General features: G+C 43.7%; 13 protein-coding genes and 1 pseudogene. 10 read left to right on the top strand and 4 right to left on the bottom strand.

The window, feature by feature from the left end:
- Positions 1 to 142: 142 nt before the first annotated feature.
- Positions 143 to 367, bottom strand: a pseudogene (locus JUI58_RS19620) (Uma2 family endonuclease); the annotation flags it as partial.
- A 166-nt stretch (positions 368 to 533) separates the two neighbouring features.
- Between JUI58_RS19620 and bioB the strand changes: the two are divergent.
- From bioB to amt, 5 genes are all read left to right on the top strand, one after another.
- Entirely contained in the window at positions 534 to 1,640 is a 1,107-nt protein-coding gene (bioB, locus tag JUI58_RS19615) for a biotin synthase BioB (protein WP_204105500.1), read from the top strand.
- 88 nt (positions 1,641 to 1,728) lie between these two features.
- Positions 1,729 to 2,634 carry a hypothetical protein gene (locus JUI58_RS19610; RefSeq protein WP_204105499.1) on the top strand — a complete coding sequence of 302 codons (906 nt, stop codon included), beginning with the start codon at positions 1,729 to 1,731 and terminating at the stop codon, positions 2,632 to 2,634.
- Positions 2,631 to 2,792: a hypothetical protein gene (locus JUI58_RS19605; protein ID WP_204105498.1), complete on the top strand. Its 162-nt coding sequence runs from the start codon at positions 2,631 to 2,633 to the stop codon at positions 2,790 to 2,792. Before JUI58_RS19610 ends, JUI58_RS19605 begins: the two co-directional genes overlap by 4 nt.
- 48 nt (positions 2,793 to 2,840) lie before the next feature.
- On the top strand, positions 2,841 to 4,094 hold the full coding sequence (locus tag JUI58_RS19600) for a hypothetical protein (RefSeq protein WP_204105497.1): 1,254 nt from the start codon (positions 2,841 to 2,843) through the stop codon (positions 4,092 to 4,094).
- A 162-nt stretch (positions 4,095 to 4,256) separates the two neighbouring features.
- Positions 4,257 to 6,884, top strand: a complete 2,628-nt coding sequence (gene amt / locus JUI58_RS27865; RefSeq protein ID WP_348539929.1) for an ammonium transporter — start codon at positions 4,257 to 4,259, stop codon at positions 6,882 to 6,884.
- A gap of 299 nt (positions 6,885 to 7,183) precedes the next feature.
- Here amt and purF read toward each other — a convergent pair whose 3' ends face one another.
- Together purF and purL are read right to left on the bottom strand one after the other, a co-directional pair.
- Positions 7,184 to 8,671, bottom strand: coding sequence for an amidophosphoribosyltransferase (gene purF / locus JUI58_RS19590; protein ID WP_239121589.1), 1,488 nt, complete (start codon positions 8,669 to 8,671; stop codon positions 7,184 to 7,186).
- 169 nt (positions 8,672 to 8,840) lie between these two features.
- Entirely contained in the window at positions 8,841 to 11,180 is a 2,340-nt protein-coding gene (gene purL / locus JUI58_RS19585) for a phosphoribosylformylglycinamidine synthase subunit PurL (protein ID WP_204105496.1), read from the bottom strand.
- A gap of 85 nt (positions 11,181 to 11,265) precedes the next feature.
- Here purL and JUI58_RS19580 point away from each other — a divergent pair, with 85 nt between their 5' ends.
- The 4 genes from JUI58_RS19580 (at position 11,266) to JUI58_RS19565 (ending at position 16,787) form a co-directional block, all read left to right on the top strand.
- Entirely contained in the window at positions 11,266 to 11,817 is a 552-nt protein-coding gene (locus JUI58_RS19580; protein ID WP_204105502.1) for a Uma2 family endonuclease, read from the top strand.
- Positions 11,818 to 12,298: 481 nt separating this feature from the next.
- Entirely contained in the window at positions 12,299 to 15,835 is a 3,537-nt protein-coding gene (metH, locus tag JUI58_RS19575) for a methionine synthase (RefSeq protein ID WP_204105495.1), read from the top strand.
- An 87-nt stretch (positions 15,836 to 15,922) separates the two neighbouring features.
- The gene (locus tag JUI58_RS19570) at positions 15,923 to 16,369 is read left to right on the top strand and encodes an N-acetyltransferase (protein WP_204105494.1); all 447 of its coding nucleotides are present in this window, start codon (positions 15,923 to 15,925) and stop codon (positions 16,367 to 16,369) included.
- Between the two features lie 214 nt (positions 16,370 to 16,583).
- A complete protein-coding gene (locus JUI58_RS19565) occupies positions 16,584 to 16,787 on the top strand; it encodes a hypothetical protein (protein ID WP_204105493.1) in 204 nt (67 codons plus the stop codon).
- 166 nt (positions 16,788 to 16,953) lie between these two features.
- On the opposite strand, the gene JUI58_RS19560 is transcribed toward JUI58_RS19565, so the two are convergent.
- On the bottom strand, positions 16,954 to 17,169 hold the full coding sequence (locus tag JUI58_RS19560; protein WP_204105492.1) for a hypothetical protein: 216 nt from the start codon (positions 17,167 to 17,169) through the stop codon (positions 16,954 to 16,956).
- Between the two features lie 92 nt (positions 17,170 to 17,261).
- Here JUI58_RS19560 and leuS point away from each other — a divergent pair, with 92 nt between their 5' ends.
- Complete coding sequence (gene leuS, locus JUI58_RS19555; protein WP_204105491.1) at positions 17,262 to 19,829, top strand: leucine--tRNA ligase; 2,568 nt, start codon at positions 17,262 to 17,264, stop codon at positions 19,827 to 19,829.
- Positions 19,830 to 19,860: the final 31 nt, after the last annotated feature.

The following is a 19,860-nucleotide window of genomic DNA, read 5'->3' as shown; positions in this document are numbered from 1 at the left end:
TAACTGCTAACGACAGAGCGAGGAACTAGCTTCGCATTCCAAGGTGTCGTGACCCAAATAACGTAGTACGCGGGGTACTTAGTCTGGTCAGAATGGCCTGTTAGATTTCTCTTTCAAGCCTCATGCCTTTAGGCTGAGGTTTCTGACAGTCGAGATCGAGTTCCTCGGCAATATCTTTAATGATATCACCGATCGCCTCTCGGTAATATTCGTGTTCGGGTAGAGGAGTCATAATTTCCAATGTTCCGCGATCGTAAGCGATACGAACAGTATTAACGTCTCCAAGATCGAGTAAAATATTTTCAAATTTCTGCCAATTAATATTATATAAGACAACACGATCGGCACGTTTTTTTGTTAATTGCAGCAATTTTTTAAACAGTACACAACAATTTCATTCATGATACATCTCATTTCAGCTTGTCAGCTTACCCAGAAAATCTGAATTAAGAAGTTTCGTTACACTACCTTTGTCCTAGGGGACATCAAACTGATAAGATTATGATCGCCAATATTGGGAGTACGAGCAAAACGTGGTTCAAGCATTCGCATCCACTGCTTTAGATCGATCGAGCAGTCCAAACCCAACCCCACCCTTAACGGGAAACCCGTTAAAAACCTATCTAGCCCACCTAAGCGATCGCATCATAGCGGGAGAACAGTTAGGGCGATCGGCAGCCCTAGATTTAACTAAAATCGAAGGCGAGGCGGATATTTTAGCCCTCTGCGAAGCCGCCGATCGCGTCCGGGCGGCCTGTTGTGGTAACGTCGTCGATCTGTGCAGCATTGTTAATATTAAATCGGGGAATTGCTCGGAAAATTGCAGTTTTTGCTCCCAGTCGGCGCATCATCCCGGTGAAAACTCCCCAGTTTATGAGTTAAAAACTAAAGCAGATATTCTCGCCCAAGCCCAAGCCGCATCCGCCGCAGGAGCCAAGCGCTTTTGCTTGGTCAGTCAGGGTCGAGGCATAAAATATAATAGCCCCAAATCGCAAGAATTTGCGGAAATTCTCGAAACTGTGCGGGAAATTATCGCCACAACCGCCATTAAACCTTGTTGCGCCCTAGGAGAAGTCACACCGGAACAAGCGGAAGCCCTGCGAGAAGCCGGAGTGACTCGCTACAACCATAATTTGGAAACCTCGGAAAATTACTTCCCCGAAATTGTCACGACTCACCAATGGCGCGATCGCGTCGAAACCATTAAAAATCTCAAAGCAGCAGGCATTCAAGCCTGTTCTGGGGGCATTATGGGTATGGGGGAAAGTTGGCAAGATCGGGTAGATCTCGCCCTCGCCCTGAGAGAATTAGAAGTAGAATCAGTCCCTCTCAACCTATTAAACCCCCGTCAAGGCACCCCCTTGGGAGCAGAAAATCCCCTCGATCCTTACCAAGCCTTAAAAGCGATCGCCCTCTTTCGTCTCCTACTTCCCCAGCAAATTCTTCGCTATGCTGGCGGTCGAGAAGCTGTGATGGGAGAGTTGCAGCATTTGGGCTTACAAGCGGGAATTAACGCGATGTTGGTGGGTCATTACCTCACCACCCTCGGACAGCCTCCCGAACGCGATCGCGCCCTCCTAGAGTCATTAGGACTCGAAGGAGGAGAAGCACCCATCCCTGGAGATTATCCGGTTTCTTAAATAGTTAAGAAATATTAAGAATTGCATAATTTCAGCCCACTTCTTCCGATGAGTAAGTTAGACCCCTCGCACTCTTGGAAGTATTGTTGTGTTCCTTAAATTCCTCAAACAACTTTTCAGATTATCCCCCCAAGCGCCCTATATTCGCGATTTTCTTAACTTCGATCGCGTTTCTCAAGAATCTCCCTCGGGCATTTTTACCGTCGGCGAAACAGGAGAAATTGCGATCGAGTTTCTTTGGCACGGTCGGGAAATATCAGCAGGACAACTGGTACTCTTTAGTTTAGAAGGAATGGAGGATTTTCAATTAGATTCTCCCGCATTAATCGCAGAAATTCTCGATCGCATTCATTCTCCACAGTCTCTCAATCCCATACCATTAGGACATTTGGCGATCGCAGATTTGACCCAGGGCGCTAGATTTGGCAGTTGGGGCGCACGTTTCTCAGACGATCGCGTTAATCGGATCGAACCCCTTAAATTGCCTCCAAGAGAGAGATTTTGTTTTGTTCTTATTTGCAATAGCGATCTGATTGAGATCGACAAAAATCGCGATCTGACCGATCGCTTGTGCTTTTCTTTTTTCCCTCGTTGTTTTGTAGATGTTACGGGAGAAGGAAATACTTTTGCTTTTGGAGAAGAAGGCGGCCTTTACAATAGCCCTGTTTTTCGTATTTGGGGAGCAAAGGGAAACACCCTCTCTCTTGATGAGGCGATCTCGCCGGAATTGGATTGGCGCAAAACAAAATTGGGAAGAGAGTTATTAACCTATATTAAACATATTTCTCGATTTCAGCGTTATGCGATCGCGGCAACAATGCCCCATCAAACTTTAGAAAATCGCGATCGCGCAGATCGGAGCGCGATCGGATGCACTTCTGTCTCTAACGCAATTATTTCTCAACCTAATCTTATCACCAGTATTCCTACGGAACATTTAAAAGAACTAGGTATTTATGACCTCATTAAGAAGGAGAAAGCATCTACTGCATGATTTTAGATCAATTTTCATTAAGAATTTTACTGGCGATCGAAAGCGATCGCCTGCGGAAAGTTGATGAGAGAAAGATAAAGCGATCGCCAACAATTGTGCGATCGCGACAGAGGCGATCAGGAGAAACAATTGCCGAGTCTGTTCGTCATGCCCCCTAAGAACGAGCTACTATAGTAGATTGATTCGGTTTTCTTGTGCGATCGATCATGAATTCTACCTCCCGGAAAAATTTGCGCCTCCTACAGGTTTTCTATCGTCCCTTACTGTTCGTTTCTTTGGGGCTTCATGCTGCATTTTTGCTACTTCCCTTGACCCTAGACACTGAAGTGGACGCAGAAAAACCCAAGGAAGAGAAGCAAGAAGCGATTAAAATTACTCAACTCTCTCCCCCTAAACCTGCGCCAATTCCAACCCCAGGCGTTTCTCCCGTAGCGCGATCGCAGCCTCCTCAAACCAGATCCGCAGTTACACCTCAGCCGAAAAAACTGCCTCGATCTCCTCTCCCTTCTCGAAAAGTAAACACAGCAAAACCTCAACCCTCTCCAACCAAATCATCCTCTCCAACCAACTCACCCTCTCCAACCAACTCACCCTCTCCAACCAACTCACCCTCTCCAACCAACTCACCCTCTCCAACCAACTCACCCTCTCCAACTAATTCATCTAACGGAAATGTAGGACAAAATAACACAAATCCACCGCCCTCCGAAGGCGATCCCTTTGAGAATAACTTTCCTTTTTATCAAAATTCTCAAGAAGGTTCAGGTCTTACTTATTTATCAAAAGAAATCAATAGTAAAACCAGGAGTACCATAGATCCTCTTGGGGACGTTGCGGCATTCTTTCAAGACCAAATTCCTAAGAAAGGATTTAATCAAGACAAGATTGAAGCAAACAGCAATACATCAATATACAAGGTTTCTGTAAACAATATACAACCTCGATATCTCCATCTTTTTTCTCTAGAAGATCGCACGATAATAATGCTGCTCAACCAAATAGTTTCACTGGAAAAATTAGAGAAATTTAAAGATAAAATTGAGCAATTATCCCCAGAAGAAAAACTGCGAGAGAAGATTTTTGCCGATGTCTATACCGAATTAAATTTAAAAGATATTCAACTCGCCGAAATCCAAACCATAAGCCCAACTTTTGCAAATGAAGAAACCTATTATTTTCGCGGTCGTATTCCTATTGAAGACCCTTCCAGCCAGATTTCAGAACAAGACCTCAAAAATAAACTTAATTCTCGATTAACTGAGGCTGGATTTCAGCCAGGTTTCTCTTTTCTACAAGATGGAGCAACAGTCTATAGTTACCAGAAACAAGTTAGTAATAGTCCTAATCCCATGACTTTCCAATTTATCTTAGTTCCCGTTCAAGTGAATGGAAAAATAACAATGGGACTACTAACTAATCGAGAAGTTTCTCCTCCTTCTCTTGAGCTTCCTGCATCGTAAATCGATTATAAGGAAATTTTCGCGATCGCCAAAAAAAATCAATATTTTCTCAATTGTTGCAATGTAACCTTATAAATCGTATAAAATGACACAATATTTGTGAGGAATTTAGTGCATGATCTATAGATCGGAAAAACTATTCAAACGTTTATTAATCTTTCAGTGACGGATATTCTTTGGCTTATCGTCTGTTCCGGCTTGGTGTTCCTCATGCAGCCCGGATTCATGTGTTTAGAATCGGGACTAACACGCTCGAAGAACAGTATTAACGTAGCTGTTAAAAATTTAGCTGATTTTGGTGTTTCCGTTGCCTTATTTTGGGTCTTCGGTTATGCCTTGATGTTTGGCGCTTCTTATGGAGGCTGGTTTGGCTTCACAGGATTCCTGCTTAACTTAGATAATAATGCGCCAAAACTTGCCGCCTTTTTTCTATTTCAAACCATGTTTTGCAGCACGGCTACCACCATTGTCTCCGGAGCCGTGGCCGAACGCCTCAAATTTCAAGCATATTTAATCATTGCCGCGATCGCCTCGGGGTTAATCTATCCCATTTTCGGTCATTGGAGTTGGAATGGTGCCGAAACAGGAATACTAACCGGCTGGTTGGGGAATATGGGCTTTGTGGACTTTGCTGGCTCTACCGTCGTCCATTCCGTCGGAGGCTGGATCTCCCTTGCGACCTTAATGGTAATCGGACCACGTTTGGGACGTTTCCCTAAAAATAAACCTCCCCAAGAGATTCGCGGCTCTAATTTGCCCTTTTCCGTTTTAGGAGCGATGTTGCTCTGGTTTGGCTGGTTGGGTTTTAATGGAGGCAGCACTCTTGCCTTAACGGAGCAAGTTCCTCACATTATTGTTAATACCATCATTGCAGGAGTTGGAGGAATGCTCACTTCTGGGGCGATCGACTGGCAACAGCACCGCCTTCCCAAAGTCGAACGGATCGTAAATGGCTCGATCGCCGGGTTAGTTGCAATTACCGCCCCCTGTCACGCCGTTTCCACCCCCATAGCCTTCGTTATTGGCAGTGTTGGGGCTAGTGTGATGATGCTTTGCGTCTATTGGTTGAATCGCTGGCACGTTGACGATGCCGTAGATGCGATCGCCGTCCATGCTGGATCTGGGGTATGGGGAACCCTTGCAGTGGGTTTATTTGGTAAATCCGAAGCCTTGGGAACTGGTTTAAGTAAGGGGCAGCAGATCCTCGTGCAGTTACTGGGCATCGGTACAGGCTTTATTTGGGCGTTTGGCTTAACATTTATACTGGTTTATCTACTTAATCGTTTCGTTCGGTTGCGGGTTTCTCCTAAAGAAGAGGAAATCGGCTTGAACGTTTCCGAACACGATGCTAAAACAGAAGTTTATGACCTTTTTCGCGTCATGGACTATCAAGCCGAAACGCGAGATATGAGCGCCCGAGTTCCCACCGATCGCTTTACTGAAGCTGGTCGCATCGGTCATCGCTACAATCAAGTGATGGATGCAATGGAAGAAGCCGTTACTCGCACCGATGCGATCGTGCAAACTTCCACCGATGCCATTATTACTTTTAGCACGGCAACCCTAGAAATTATTACCGCCAATCCCAGTACCGAATTTATTTTCGGACATTCCTCCGAAGCATTGGCGAAAATGTCGATTATTGACCTCATTGGTTGGTCCCCAGCAAAACTTAGCGATCGCGCTCTTTTACTGACCAAGTTACTGCAAAACAAACAACAGGAAGTGGTTGGACATCGCGCTGACGGTTCGATTTTTCCCGTAGAAGCCACCCTCACAAAAGCTGAATTAGGAGATAGATCATTTTATACCGGAACATTCCGAGATATTACCGAACGGAAACAAGCAGAAGAAGCCCTACGACAAAAAGAGAAAAATGAAAAATTAGAAAAGGCAATGAACAAACTTAAACAAACCCAAACCCAACTGATTCAAAGTGAAAAAATGTCGAGTTTGGGACAGATGGTTGCAGGGGTTGCCCACGAAATTAATAATCCTGTCAATTTTATTTATGGCAATTTAGTTTACGCCAAAAATTACACCAATGAATTAGTCAGTTTAATTGAACTCTATCAAAAACACTTTCCTCAGCCTCCGGAAGAACTCCAAGAGGCAATTGAAGAGATAGAACTCGATTTTCTCAAAGAAGATTTGCCCAAATTACAAGATTCTTTATTATTGGGAGCCGAACGCATTCGCGAGATCGTACAGTCTTTGCGAACTTTTTCCCGCTTAGATGAAGCAGAGGTGAAACAAGTTGATATTCACGAAGGTATCGACAGCACTTTACGCATTCTACAAAATCGTTTAAAAGGTGCAGTCTGGGAGAAACAAGCAAATATTGAGAAGATTGAGGTTATTAAACAATATGCTAATCTCCCTAATATCGAATGTTTTGCGGGTCAGTTGAATCAGGTGTTTATGAATTTACTCAGTAATGCGATCGATGCCCTAGAGGAATCTTGGGAGAGCGGTCATTTTAATGATTCAGCAGTTCCTAAAATTTTAATTACTACTGAGTTAATTGAATCGGATTGGGTTCGCATCAAAATTGCCGATAATGGCATAGGTATTAAACCCGACACTCTAGATAAGCTCTTCGATCCATTTTTTACTACCAAGGAGATTGGCAAAGGAACTGGTTTAGGCTTATCGATTAGCTATCAAGTTGTTATTGAGCGACATGGTGGCAAAATGCACTGTTATTCTGAACCAGGTAAGGGGGCTGAATTTGTTGTAGAGATCCCCATTCACCAAGATAGCTATGTTTCGGAGAGCGAGCGCAAATAAAAAGAGTAATATCAAATCCGCATAAAGACCATAATTAAAAGCCTAGGGAGCGGGAATTAAAAGCGGGAATTAAAAGCGGGAATTAAAAGCGGGAATTTAAAAGCGGGAATTTAAAAGCGGGAATTTAAAAGCGGGAATTTAAAAGCGGGAATTTAAAAGCGGGAATTTAAAATCTAGGGAGCGGGAATTTAAAATCTAGGGAGCGGGAATTTAAAATCTAGGGAGCGGGAATTTAAAATCTAGGGAGCGGGAATTTAAAATCTAGGGAGCGGGACGCTCCCACTACGTTAATATCAAATTCAAACCGTTACTTTTTCCAAGCTCAATTTTTCGTGCCTCATATTGTCGGGAATAGCAATGGGATAATCTCCTGTAAAACAGGCAGAACAATAACTACTCGGAGACTCTCCAGTTTCTTCTAACATTCCTTCCCAACTTAAATAAGCTAGAGAGTCAACGCCAATATGTTCGGTAATTTCCGCGATCGATTTGGTTGCGGCAATTAACTGACTCTGATTATCTGTATCCAAACCGTAGAAACAAGGATGGGTTACAGGAGGAGAAGAGATTTTCATGTGAATTTCCGTTGCACCTGCGTCTCGCAAGGTCTTGATTATTTTCCGGCTGGTGGTTCCTCGGACAATGGAATCATCCACTAAAATCACTCGCTTTCCTTGTAGGACATCCTTGAGGGGATTTAATTTCATGCGAATTCCTGCTTCTCGCATATGTTGAGTGGGTTGAATGAAGGTTCGTCCCACATAGCGATTTTTAATTAATCCCTCCCCATAAGGAATACCCGAGGTTTCCGAATAGCCGATCGCCGCCGGTACCCCAGAATCTGGCACTGCAATGACGACATCCGCCTCTGTGGGGGATTCTTTCGCCAAGCGTTTTCCTAAACGCATTCGGTAACTATAGAGAGTTTCATCATTTACCACACTATCGGGACGGGCAAAATAAATCATCTCAAAGACACATAATTTCCGCTCGGGTTTGCCTCCCCAATGAAAGGAAGCCATTCCTTCTTCTGTAATCCAGACTAATTCCCCTGGTTCCACTTCCCGCAGATATTCCGCCCCAATAATATCTAAGGCGCAAGTTTCCGAGGCTAAAACATAGCGCTGGGGCTGCCCCTGTAAAATGCCAATTACAAGGGGACGAATGCCATAGCGATCGCGCACTCCCATCAGTCCCACCGGGGTCGCGATCGCCAAACTATAGGCACCCCGACACATTCCAAAGGCACTCAACGCCGCATCCAACCATTCTTTACCGCTATCGACTTCATTGGCGATCGCCAGGGCAATCATTTCTGAATCTGTCGTCGTCTCAAATTGACATCCCCGCCGCACTAATTCTTGCCGCAAAGATTTAATATTGACAAGATTACCATTATGTGCTAGAGCCAAATGACCCAATCTTGTTTTGACGATCGCCGGTTGAGCATTGACTTTTAAACTCGATCCCGTGGTGGAATAACGGGTATGTCCCACCGCCAAATCCCCTGGCATCTCGTTCAAAATCTCCTCACTGAACACTTGAGATACCAGCCCCATATTTTTGTGCTGGTACATTTTGTCCCCAGCAAAAGTAGCAATTCCGGCGGATTCTTGACCGCGATGCTGAAGGGCAAATAAACCGAAATAGCTCAACTTAGCCACATTTTCTTCCGGCGCATAAATACCAAAAACACCGCAGGCTTCTTCCATTTTGTCAGGGTTTTCTGGCGATCGTCCGGCGGGGGAAAGATTTTGCTCGTTCGCAAAGATTGGATTGGGGATCATAGAATTTCTACTGGGCTCCTAAATGCTGGCATTGAACGAGAACAGGCGATCGCATAAGCAAAATAATGTTATGGGGGATGGGATTACTGCTGAAGGAAATAGCCCGTTCTAACCTTAGCTTAATATTTCTTTAACATTTAAGCCAGAGGGAGGGAAAAAGTCAACTTTCCTACAATCGCCGTTCGATCGCCCGAGACCAGCGCTCCCTCATGTCACAGATCTTAACATCGAGAAGTGCAGAAGTACGAGAACCGCGAGAAATGCGTAAATTTCCCTCTAATTGCGTCACCGTGCCAACCCCTTGCCAGAGATTATTAAGCACCTCCCCTAAATAGTCTTCCCAAACGGACTGAGATTCTGCGGCGATCGCCACCAAAATGCGATTTCCTCCTTCTCCAAAGAGGATTTCATCCCATCGTTGACCGTTTTGGGGCGCGTTTAAAGTAATTTCTGCCCCTAAATTGCCACTGATGCAACATTCCGCCAAAGCAAAAGCGAGGCCGCCCTCAGCGCAGTCGTGGGCAGATTTAACCCAACCCTCGCGAATGCCGTAACGACAGGCTGCTTGTACTTTTCGTTCTAATTCAAAATCAATCTGAGGGGGTTTCCCTGCGATCGCGCCGTGAATAGTAGCGAGATATTCCGATGCGCCGAGGGTGACGGGGGAATGGCTACCGAGGAGATAAATGCGATCGCCTTCACTTTGCCAACCTTGGCCGCAAGTGCGGGTAATATCAGGAACGAGTCCCACCATTCCGATAACAGGGGTGGGATAAATGGCAGCAGGTTTTCCTTCTGAGTCCAGGGTTTCGTTATAGAGAGAAACATTGCCTCCAGTGACGGGAGTTCCCAATTCCTGGCAGGCTTCAGCAATTCCCCGACAAGCAAGGGCGAGTTGCCAATAGCCCACGGGGTGTTCTGGACTGCCAAAATTGAGATTATCCGTAATGGCGATCGGTTCAGCCCCGACGCAGCTTAAATTCCGTGCCGCCTCTGCTACTGCCGCTTTTGACCCTTCATAAGGATCCAAATAAACGTAACGAGAATTGCAATCCGTCGTGACGGCTACACCTTTTCGATCCCCCCTGCCCCCCTTGATAAGGGGGGTGGCGATAGCCGGGGGGATCGGACGCAAGCGAATTACAGCAGCATCCGCAGCACCGGGGAGAATGAGAGTATTATTCTGCACTTGATGATCGTATTGGCGATAAACCCAGCGTTTTGAGGCGAGGGAAGGAGTATCGAGGAGTTGCAATAAAACTTCGTTCCAACTCTGCCATTTTTCGCCAATTTCAATCCCTTCTTCCGTACACGCATCTACACTCGATACAGTCCATTCCCATGCCTTCCTCGCGTATTCTGGCGGCTCTGAGAGCAATTCTCGATGGTAGATGGGAGTATCTTCTGCTAAAGCGGCGGCGGGAACTTCGGCGGCAATTTGACCTTGGTGGAAAATCCGCACCAGGGGTTCTTTTATCACTTTTCCCGCAACCACAGCATGGAGTCCCCAACGGTGAAAAATCTCGATTAATTCTTCTTCTCGTCCCTTTTTAGCCACAAACAGCATTCTTTCTTGGGACTCCGAGAGGAGATACTCATAAGGAGTCATCCCTGGTTCTCGGGCGGGGATTTTATCTAAATCTAACTCAACCCCAACTCCTCCTTTTTCTGCCATTTCCGAGGTCGAACAAGTCAAACCCGCCGCCCCCATATCCTGCGCCGCCACTACTGCCCCGGTTTTAAATGCCTCCAAACAGGCTTCGATTAAAGACTTCTCTAAAAAAGGATCTCCCACTTGTACGGCGGGGCGATCGTCCATTGAATCATCACTAAGTTCCGCACTGGCAAAACTCGCCCCCCCCATGCCATCCCGTCCTGTAGTTGAACCCACGTATAACACGGGATTGCCGATACCCGATGCCCCAGATTTAACAATTTCTTCTGTTTCCATCAGTCCCAAGGCCATTGCATTGACGAGAGGATTACCCGAATAAGCGCGATCGAAATACACTTCTCCCCCCACGGTAGGAATGCCGGTACAGTTGCCATAATGGGCGATTCCTTCCACGACTCCGTTAAAAATGCGCCTGGTTTTCGCATCTTCTAAACTCCCGAAGCGCAGAGAATTTAAAATGGCGATCGGACGCGCCCCCATTGTAAAGATATCTCGCAAAATACCACCGACTCCAGTAGTTGCCCCTTGGAAGGGTTCCACCGCCGAGGGATGATTGTGAGATTCAATTTTAAAGGCGAGGTGATGTCCGTCTCCTAAGTCCACAACTCCCGCATTTTCACCGGGTCCGACGAGGATATGTTTTCCCGTGGTGGGAAATTGTTTGAGGAGAGGACGAGAGTTTTTATAACAACAATGTTCGCTCCACATTACCCCAAACATTCCTAATTCTGCCTTGTTGGGGTGGCGATCGAGGCGCTTGACGATTTCTTCGTATTCGGCGGGTTTGATGCCTTCTGAGGCGATTTCTTCGGGGGAGAAGGGAGGAACAGTCATAAAAAATGGGGCTGGGATGAGGACGCATTTGATTCTATCAATTTTCTTTTATGATGGGAGTTTAGATTGCTCATTTTTCATGGAAATGACCCTCACCGCTTATAAATGGACAAGCGATCGCTACCACCAAGCGATCGACGCGGGATTATTTGTAGACCAATCCCTCGAACTCTTGCGAGGAGAACTAATCGTTATGCCTCCAGAACGAGAACCCCACGCTTACTACAATAGTGAAAGTGGCGACTATTTGCGACACATCCTCGCTACCCAGGCTAAAGTTCGAGAAGCACACCCCGTTACTCTTCCAGACCACTCGGAACCCATCCCAGACCTAGCGATCGTTAAACCCCTCGGAATTGTTTACCGCGATCGCCACCCTCACCCCGAAGATATATTCTGGATTGTAGAAGTCTCCAATACGACCTTAAACCGAGACTTAACCGTAAAAAAAGATATTTATGCTGAAGCGGGAATTCTCGAATATTGGGTGATTAATCTGCGCGATCGCGAATTAACAATTTTTCGCGACTTGGAAAACAAGACCTACACAACCGTTCAAGTCGCAACCACTGGAATGATTTCCCCCCTCGCTTTTCCCGATCTGCAAATCTCAATACAACGCCTAACCAATCCTTAACCAAGAAAAATCTCCTCAAAGTGTGAATACTAATTCGCCAATAGATGTATTAAAAAATTGCCACAGTCTGCGAAGGGATGTTTTCATTCTCGTCGATCGCCTCTCCAGTCTATAATAAGGGAGGATTGCGATTTTGTCGCGATCGCCTGCCCTTCAATCTGATATAGCTGAGGTTTCCTCAGCTTATCCAACCAAGTAAGAAGGGATTTTCAATCCCTGGCGGATCGCGCTTAAAAAAATATTCTCACAAATCTTATGTCTAAGATTAAATAAAATTTCCCCAAAAAGGCGATCGCCTCTTTCCCAATTTGACAGCGAATAAGCGATAATAGAGAGCAATCTAGAGTAATTAGGACTTACGCATTAGCGGGCAGGATGCCCACACTACCATAACAAGAGAATACAGTAGTGGGAGCGTCTCGCTCCCTAGCTGTGTAAGTCATAGTAATATAGACCCTCCTTCCCTTATCCCGCGATCGCCATGAAGAGCCTTTTCCTCGACCACCTCAACAGTCCCCAGCGTCCCGTAATTGTCTTTGATGGTGCGATGGGAACCAATCTGCAAGTGCAAAATTTAACCGCAGCAGACTTTGGTGGGGAAAAATACGAAGGATGCAATGAATATCTCATTCATACTAAACCAGAAGCCGTTGCAACAGTCCATCGCGGCTTTTTGGAAGCGGGTGCAGATGTTATCGAAACCGATACTTTTGGAGGAACACCCTTCGTCCTGGCAGAATACAATATTTCAGACCAAGCATATTATCTCAACAAAACCGCCGCAGAATTAGCCAAGAAAGTCGCCGCAGAATATTCTACCCCTGAAAAACCCCGATTTGTCGCCGGATCGATGGGACCTGGTACAAAACTTCCTACTTTAGGTCATATTGATTTTGACACTCTGAAAGAGTCCTATATTGTTCAAGTAGAAGGATTGATCGATGGTGGTGTAGATTTACTTCTCGTAGAAACTTGTCAGGATGTTTTGCAGATTAAAGCCGCATTAAATGCGATCGAAGAAGTTTTTGCAAACAAGAAAAAACGTCTCCCTCTTATGGTTTCTATCACTGTAGAAACAATGGGGACGATGTTAGTAGGAACAGAAATTAGTGCCGCGCTGACTATTCTAGAACCCTATCCCATTGATATTTTAGGGCTAAACTGCGCCACCGGTCCCGATTTAATGAAAGAACATATTAAATATTTATCGGAAAATTCTCCTTTTGTTATTTCCTGCATTCCCAACGCAGGTTTACCTGAAAATATCGGCGGTGAGGCACATTATAAGTTAACGCCGATGGAATTGAGAATGTCTTTAATGCACTTTATTGAAGACCTTGGCGTACAAATTATTGGGGGGTGTTGTGGAACCCGTCCCGCACATATTCAACAACTCGCAGAAGTTGCCAAAACCCTAACACCAAAAGAACGAAAACCGAGTAATGAACCTGCTGCGGCTTCTATTTATAGTTCTCAACCTTATATTCAAGATAATTCCTTCCTCATTGTAGGAGAAAGACTGAATGCAAGCGGCTCGAAAAAATGCCGAACTTTGTTAAATAAAGAGGATTGGGATGGGTTGATTTCTTTAGCTAAAGTGCAAGTCAAAGAAGGCGCACATATCCTCGATGTTAATGTGGATTACGTGGGACGAGATGGGGTCAAAGATATGAACGAAATTGCCTCTCGTCTCGTTAATAATGTCACCCTGCCTTTGATGTTAGACTCTACAGAATGGGAGAAAATGGAAGCAGGTTTAAAAGTTGCTGGGGGAAAATGTATTCTCAATTCTACCAATTACGAAGACGGCGAACCGCGTTTTTATAAAGTGCTAGAATTGGCCAAGAAATACGGTGCAGGAGTGGTGATCGGGACGATTGATGAAGAGGGAATGGCGCGGACAGCAGAGAAGAAATTTGAAATTGCCAAACGCGCTTATAATGCAGCCGTTGAATATGGAATTCCAGGACATGAATTATTTTTTGATTCCCTTGCATTACCGATTTCAACAGGGATCGAGGAAGATCGAGCCAATGGTAAAGCAACGATTGAATCTATCCGTCGCATTCGCGAAGAATTGCCGGATTGTCATATTATTCTAGGGGTTTCTAATATTTCCTTCGGTTTGAATACAGTCGCGCGTCAAGTTCTTAATTCTGTCTTTTTACATGAAGCAATGCAAGTCGGTTTGGATGCTGCTATTGTTAGCGCCAGTAAAATTTTACCCCTTGCTAAAATTGAGGATAAACATCAGAAAATCTGTCTGGATTTAATTTACGATCGCCGGGAATTCGATGGCGAGGTTTGCACCTATGACCCTTTGATGAAATTAACAGACCTTTTTGCAGGTCAAAAAGCCAAGAAAGGAGAGGCGATCGATCTTAATCTTCCCGTTGAAGAACGCTTGAAACAGCATATCATTGATGGGGAACGCATCGGTTTAGATACTGCCTTAGAAGAAGCATTAAAACAACATCCACCGTTACATATTATCAATACTTTCCTTTTAGATGGCATGAAAGTCGTGGGAGAATTGTTCGGTTCTGGGAAAATGCAGCTTCCTTTCGTGTTACAATCTGCCCAAACTATGAAAGCTGCCGTTGCCTATTTAGAACCTTTCATGGACAAGGAAGAAAGTGCCAGTAATGCCAAAGGAACGGTAGTAATTGCCACGGTGAAAGGAGACGTTCACGATATTGGGAAAAACCTCGTTGATATTATCCTCTCCAATAATGGCTATGAGGTGATTAACCTGGGGATTAAACAACCCGTTGAGAACATTATTAAGGCTTATGAGGAGAGTAATGCTGATTGTATCGCCATGAGTGGTTTACTGGTCAAATCGACGGCATTTATGAAAGATAATCTCGAAACATTTAGCGATCGCAATATCACTGTCCCTGTTATTTTAGGGGGTGCCGCATTAACGCCAAAATTTGTCCATCAAGATTGTCAAAATGTTTACAAAGGTCGGGTTATTTATGGGAAAGATGCCTTTTCCGATCTGCATTTCATGGATAAATTAATGCCTGCCAAGAATGCACAAAGTTGGGATAATGTCAAGGGTTTTCTAGGAGAATTTGCCGAGGAAAATGATACGCGATCGCCAAATATCGAAACATCTGCAACAGTAGAAAAAGAAGCAAAAAATCAAGAACCTGAAATCATTGATACGCGACGTTCTGAAGCAGTTGATATTGATATTCCTCGTCCTACTCCGCCTTTCTGGGGAACGAAAATAATGCAACCCAAAGAGATTTCCTTAGAAGAAATTTTTCAGTATTTAGACTTGCAAGCATTATTTGTGGGACAATGGCAATTCCGCAAAACGAAAGACCAATCGAAGGAAGAATACGATGGGTTTCTGCAAGAGAAAGTATATCCTATTTTAGCAGAATGGAAACAGCGCATTTTAGAAGAAAATATTCTCCATCCTACCTTGATTTACGGTTATTTCCCTTGTCAATCTGAAGGAAATACTCTCTATATCTACGATCCAGAAAATCCCGAACAAAAGCAGGAAATTGCTCAATTTGAATTTCCCCGACAAAAAGATAAGCGACGTTTGTGCATTGCAGACTTTTTCGCACCAAAAGGATCGGATATTATTGATGTGTTTCCCCTGCAAGCAGTGACAATGGGAGAAATTGCCACAAAATACGCGAAAAAGCTGTTTGATTCTGATGACTATACCAACTACCTTTACTATCACGGTATGGCGGTACAAACCGCAGAAGCCCTCGCAGAATGGACCCATGTTAAAATACGTCAAGAATTAGGATTTGCAGACCAAGAACCGGATAATATTCATGATGTTTTAAAACAGCGCTATCAAGGTTCGCGATATAGTTTTGGTTATCCTGCTTGTCCTAACATTCAGGATCAATATAAACAGTTAGAATTATTGGGATGCGATCGCATTAATTTATACATGGATGAGAGCGAACAATTATATCCTGAACAATCAACAACGGCAATTATTACTTATCATCCCGTTGCCAGGTATTTTAGTGTATAATTGTTAATTTATTGAGGTAAAAGTAATTTGGTTTTCTTTCCTAATGGCTTGTCTTGAAGGCGATTAATTAATGATGAGAATATGCTCATGGATAGAGAACAACTTGCGATCGCGCGTCTGACACCTGGACAATGGACAAAAGCTAGAGATAGCATTACCTTATTTTGGGATAAAGTACCCAGTCAAGAAACAGTGATTAGATTTTTGAGCAATTCACAAAATGTTCTTTTATCTGCGGAAATTAATGATATCTTAGTCGGTCAACTTATTGGCTATATTCTCGATTGTTGGGAAAACAACGAATCTATGTTTTTCTTATATTCAATTGATGTTGTGGAAACTTATCAGTGTCAAGGAATTGGAACTGCATTAATTAAAGAGGTGCAAAAATACAGTCAGATGGAAGGCTGTACCGAAGCCTTTGTATTTACTAATGAGAGTAATCTTGCTGCTAAAAGATTATATCAATCTACAGGAGGGACGCGATCGTGTCCCGGTGATGTTGTCATGTTTGAATATGATTGGAGTCAGTAAATCTTTAATATTTTATTGGAGAGAGAAACATTTCCTCAGTCCGGGTCTAATGCTCAACAAAATCATCAAAAATTATACACAGATTCAGTACAAAATATTCAATCAGACTAAACCGTTGAAATATAGTTGAGGTAAAAAAATGGAGTAAAATGTATGCTCTATTGCCAAATTTTTCATTAAGGGCTATTATGGAATAATATCGAGATTAATAATAATGCTTAAGACACTCTGGGCTACTGTTCGGCAAGGCAAAATTGAACTTCTAGAATCAGATGAACTTCCAGAAGGGACAAAAGTGCTAGTAACAATTCTCGCTGATAATGAAACTGAATGTTGGTTAGAAGCAAGCCAAACATCATTAGATGTAGTGTGGAACAACACTGAAGATGATATATATGTCGAGTTACTCCAGGAATGACATTAATTCATTAATTCCCTTACAATATAAAATACAACTTTTCCAACCCAGCAGGAGAGACAGTCGTGGAGTCCCGATATAACGCAGCAGAGATAGAGCAGAAATAGCAGCAAACTTGGGCAGAAATGGGATGCGATCGCACACCAGAAGACCCCAGTAAGCCCAATTAGTTTTCCTTTTTGTCACTCTTGCCCTCAATACGAAAAAGAGATCTGGCACACTCGAATATTATTAACTCATTTTCAGGAATAGGTTCTACATCAGGAAAACCTCCAGAATCGGAATTCTCTTCTAATTTCTCTGAAGATTGGGTTGTGACTAATGTAGAATGGGCTTGGGCAGAATCTTGTACAATGCTCTCTTTACTTTTGTCGTTAGACATACGGCAATATTAATTAAGATGTAAATGCAGCCGTTTGCCAATTCCCTTACAATGTAAAATACAATTTTTCCAACCCAGCAGGAGAGACAGTCGTGGAGTCCCGATATAACGCAGCAGAGATAGAGCAAAAATGGCAGCAAACTTGGGCAGAAATGGGGTGCGATCGCACACCAGAAGACCCCAGTAAGCCCAAATTTTATGCGTTGTCCATGTTCCCCTATCCCTCGGGAAACCTGCACATGGGTCACGTCCGCAATTATGTTATTACTGATGTTATCGCCCGTCTCAAGCGAATGCAAGGCTATCGGGTGTTACATCCGATGGGTTGGGATGCTTTTGGACTTCCTGCGGAAAACGCGGCGATCGATCGCGGCATTCCTCCCAGCAAATGGACTTATGAAAATATCGCCCAAATGCGGGAACAACTCAAACAACTCGGCCTTTCCCTCGACTGGGATCGCGAGGTGGCTACTTGTTCTCCAGACTATTATAAATGGACCCAGTGGCTCTTTTTGCAGTTCTATGAAGCAGGTTTAGCTTACCAAAAAGAAGCGGCGGTAAATTGGGATCCTTTCGATCAAACCGTGTTAGCTAACGAACAAGTAGATAGTGAAGGGCGATCGTGGCGATCGGGGGCAAAAGTTGAACGAAAATTGTTACGTCAGTGGTTTTTAAGGATTACTCAATATGCGGATGAATTGCTAGATGATTTGCAGCAATTAAAGGGTTGGCCGGATAAAGTTAAAACTCTACAAACGAACTGGATCGGTAAGTCTGTTGGGGCGCACGTAGAGTTTAAAACAGTTGCAGGAGATAGCATTCCTATTTTTACCACGCGACCGGATACCCTTTGGGGAGCTACATTTATGGTACTTTCTCCCGAGCATCCTTTAGTCCCCAAGTTAACAACATCCGAACAGAAAGAAGCCATAGAAACCTATCAAAAAGAAGCGGCGAATAAAAGCGAAATCGATCGCACGGATGACACTCGCGAAAAAACAGGAGTATTTACGGGAAGTTATGCCATAAATCCTGTAAATAATAGCAAAATTCCGATTTGGATTGCTGACTACGTTCTCATGGATTACGGTACCGGTGCTATTATGGCAGTTCCAGCACATGACCAGCGAGATTTTGAATTTGCAACTAAGTTTAAATTACAGATTCAACAAGTCGTATTCTCAGCAGAAGATAAACCAGAAAATGCTGAACCATTACCAGAAGCATTCACGGATAATCAAACCGGAATTCTCTATAATTCTGATGTTTTGAATGGGTTAAGCGTCACAGATGCTAAAAAACGAGTGATTGCGTATTTAGAGGAGAAGAAAATAGGCACAGCACAGTCCAATTATCGCCTCCGAGATTGGTTGATTTCCCGTCAACGTTATTGGGGTGTTCCTATTCCTATTATTCATTGTCCCAGTTGCGGTGCGGTTCCTGTTCCCGATGCAGATTTACCCGTACAATTGCCCAGTGATGTCTCTTTTAGCGGTCGCGGTCCCTCTCCTTTGGCGAAGATAGAAGACTGGGTAAATGTAAAATGTCCCAGTTGCAATGAAGATGCTAAAAGAGAAACCGATACGATGGATACTTTTATCGATTCTTCGTGGTATTTCTTGCGCTATACCGATGCTAAAAATGAAGGAAAAGCATTCGATCCAGGGAAGGTTAATGACTGGATGGTGGTAGATCAATATGTAGGGGGAATCGAACACGCGATCTTACATTTGTTGTATTCTCGTTTCTTTACGAAGGTATTGCGCGATCGCGGTTTATTAAAGTTTGATGAACCTTTCCAAAAACTCTTGACCCAAGGTATGGTTCAAGGTGTCACCTACAAGAATCCCAAAACAGGAAAATACGTTCCTTCCGTACAAGTTAACCCCGAAAATCCTCGCGATCCAGATACGGGAGAACCTTTGGTTTCTTTCTATGAAAAGATGTCTAAATCGAAATATAATGGGGTCGATCCGAAGGTTGTTTTAGGGAAATATGGTGCAGATACGGCGCGGATGTTTATCTTATTTAAAGCGCCTCCTGAAAAGGATTTAGAATGGGATGATGCAGATGTTGAAGGTCAATTTCGCTTCTTAAATCGCGTTTGGCGTTTAGTAGATGAATATGCCAATAATAAAGGGATTTCTAAAAGGAATCAAGAGCTTTCTAAGGCAGAAAAAGATTTACGTCGCGCTATTCATACCGCAATTAAAGAAGTCTCGGAAGATTTAGAGGGAGACTATCAATTTAATACAGCAGTTTCTGAGATGATGAAACTCAGTAATGCCTTAAATGATGCCCAGTGTAAAGATTCTGCAATTTATGAGGAAGGTATCCAAACTTTGCTCATTTTACTTGCACCTTTTTCTCCTCATTTGGCTGAGGAATTATGGCAGAAAATTGGCGAAAAAGATTCTATTCATCAACAAGTATGGAGGAAGCACGATCCGACTGCTTTAGAGGTTGATGAAATTACTTTAGTTGTTCAAGTGATGGGCAAAAAACGAGCAGTAATTCAAGTCCCTGCGAGTGCAACAAAGGAAGAATTAGAAACCTTTGCTAAAACTTCCGATAAAGTACAACCTTATCTAGAAGGAAAAGAAATTAAAAAAGTCATTGTCATTCCTGGTAAATTGGTTAACTTCGTTTTAGGAAAGTAGGTTATTGTGACAGTGACAGAACTTACGCATT

Source organism: Spirulina sp. CCY15215, assembly GCF_016888125.1.
Taxonomy (GTDB): domain Bacteria; phylum Cyanobacteriota; class Cyanobacteriia; order Cyanobacteriales; family Spirulinaceae; genus CCY15215.
The sequence above is the reverse complement of the archived record's forward strand: the minus strand, read 5'-3'. Positions and strand labels throughout refer to the sequence as shown.